The organism is Brevibacillus sp. NL20B1, from assembly GCF_018195675.1.
Lineage (GTDB): Bacteria > Bacillota > Bacilli > Brevibacillales > Brevibacillaceae > Brevibacillus > Brevibacillus aydinogluensis.
In genome coordinates, this window is sequence record NZ_JAGTPT010000048.1 from 1 (window position 1) to 2388 (window position 2388).

The window sequence follows — 2388 nt, forward strand, 5'->3', positions numbered from 1 at the left end:
ATTTTACTCCTAACAGCTATGATAGATGTTGAGATTTTATCTAGCTGTTGGAGGGACTGAAAGGTGGATAAGTGGGAAATGTATATGGAAATTTATCAACTTTTAAAACAAGGGTTTAGTAAAACATCCGTCGCTAAAAAATTAAAGATATCCAGAACGACATTATATAACTATTTAAAGCGTTCACCTGAGGACATGACAACATGGTTAGCTTCTACGAAGCAACGAAGAAAAAAGTTAGACCCTTATCGAGAGCTTATTTTACATTGGATTCAGAAGCATCCAGATTTATCAGCGTCTCAGGTACAAGACTGGTTAGAGGAACGTTATCCTGACCTTTGCGTGGGAGAAAGTACGGTTCGGAGTTATGTACGTAGTTTACGAGAGGAATGGAAAATCCCAAAGGAACCCTCGATTCGCCAATATCAAGCAGTGCCAGATCCACCAATGGGTCACCAAGCGCAAGTCGATTTTGGAAAAGTGAAAGTAAAACATCAACAAGGCAAGGATATCGATTTATATTTTATCGCCTTTGTGCTTTCGCACTGCCGTTATAAATACATGGAGTGGCTGGATCGTCCTTTTACAACGAGAGATGTCATTCAAGCTCATGAGAATGCGTTCCAATGGTTTGGTGGAATCCCAAACGAACTTGTTTATGATCAGGATAACCTGATTGTGGTTAGTGAAAATGCCGGGGACCTCATTCTTACCGCCGAGTTTGAAGCCTATCGAAGACAGCGCAACCTCACTCTTCATGTATGTCGAAAGGCAGACCCGGAAAGCAAAGGGAAAATTGAGAATGTCATAGGATTTATCAAACACAACTTTGCCAAACATCGGATATTTACGAATCTCGATCTGTGGAATGAACAAGGATGGGAATGGTTACGGCGAACAGGTAATGGGAGAGTTCATAACACAACAAAAAAGAGACCAGTCGACGTGTTTGAACTCGAAAAACAACACTTACGACCGATCTCTCTATCAGTGGACGTGACCTACGTCCAAAACCCAAACCTCACAAACAGTATAACAAGAACGGTTAGAAAGGACAATACGATTCTGTACAAATCGAATCGATATACGGTTCCGTGCGGAACCTATATGCCGTTTGGAAAAACAGTACAAATTGTCATACAAAGGGAACAGGAGCTCTTCATCTACGATTCTGAAACAGGGGAATACTTAGGAAAGCACACGATCGCTCATGGCAAAGGAAAGCTGATTCAAAACCGAAACCATTTGCGAGATCGAACGAAAGGCATCAATGCCTATATCAAAAGGGTTGCCAACCAGTTTGAACAACCAGATGTGGCAAAGGAATATCTAGAACACATACGAAAAGCCTATCCGCGATATATACGCGATCAATTGCAGCTCATTCAAAAAAAATTGGCTCACTCTCCGGCGTCCCTCTGCAGCCAAGCACTACAAAAGTGCATCGAATTACAGCTGTATAGTGCTTCAGAGTTTACAGATATGGTCGGTTACTTACAACGGCAACATCGATTGAACACTTCCGGCAAAGCCGTTCAGGTAAACCGAATCCAATCATTGCAGGAGGAGAGTCATTCTATCCTTTGTGCACAACCAGCTGTAAGAAACGTTAATGAATATATCGGGATTTTGGAGGGAAGAACGAAATGAGCCAGTTAACGAATGTACAAGAGTTATTACGAGTATTACGTTTGACAGAAACGGCTTCTCATCTGCCTATATTAGTGAAACAAGCAGAGACGAATGAGGTGACATATCTACGTTTTTTATACGATGTGTTACGTTATGAACAACATCGTCGGGAGGAGAAATTACGGGAGAGGCGTTTGAAATGGGCGTCTTTCCCCTACTACAAGACGTTAGATGAGTTTCAACTACAAGAACAGCCATCACTGACGAAAAGACAATTTCACCAATTGCGAGAACTCTCATGGTTAGACCAACTCTTTAATTTGATTCTGTTAGGACCGCCAGGTGTCGGAAAAACCCATTTGGCGATTGGACTCGGGATTGAAGCGATTCATCAAGGGTATAAAGTGACGTTTATTACGATGGGAGAGTTGATTCAAGCGTTAAAAACGGAGGAAATTACTCGGAAATCACAAATTCGTCTTCAACGACTGAGGGAATCGAACTTAGTGATTATCGACGACTTCATGTTTATAGCGATGGATCAACGAGAAGCGAATTTATTCTTTCATTTGATTAATGACTTGTACAATCAATCGTCGATTATCCTAACATCCAATAAAGGGCCGAGTGAGTGGGGAGAATTACTCGGTGATCCGGCTATCACCACAGCTGTATTAGACAGAATCATCCATCGTGCCGAAGTGATTCATTTAAATGGAGACAGCTATCGAATGAAGCACAGAATTTCCATTTTTA

2 protein-coding genes are annotated in these 2388 nt (G+C 41.6%); both read left to right on the plus strand.

The features are described 5' to 3' along the window. Positions 1-63: 63 nt before the first annotated feature. Positions 64-1650: an IS21 family transposase gene (gene istA, locus KDN35_RS19630; RefSeq protein ID WP_311975626.1), complete on the plus strand. Its 1587-nt coding sequence runs from the start codon at positions 64-66 to the stop codon at positions 1648-1650. After that, on the plus strand, positions 1647-2388 hold a 742-nt coding region (gene istB / locus KDN35_RS19635; RefSeq protein ID WP_212133737.1), incomplete at its 3' end, for an IS21-like element helper ATPase IstB. The genes istA and istB, both read left to right, overlap by 4 nt.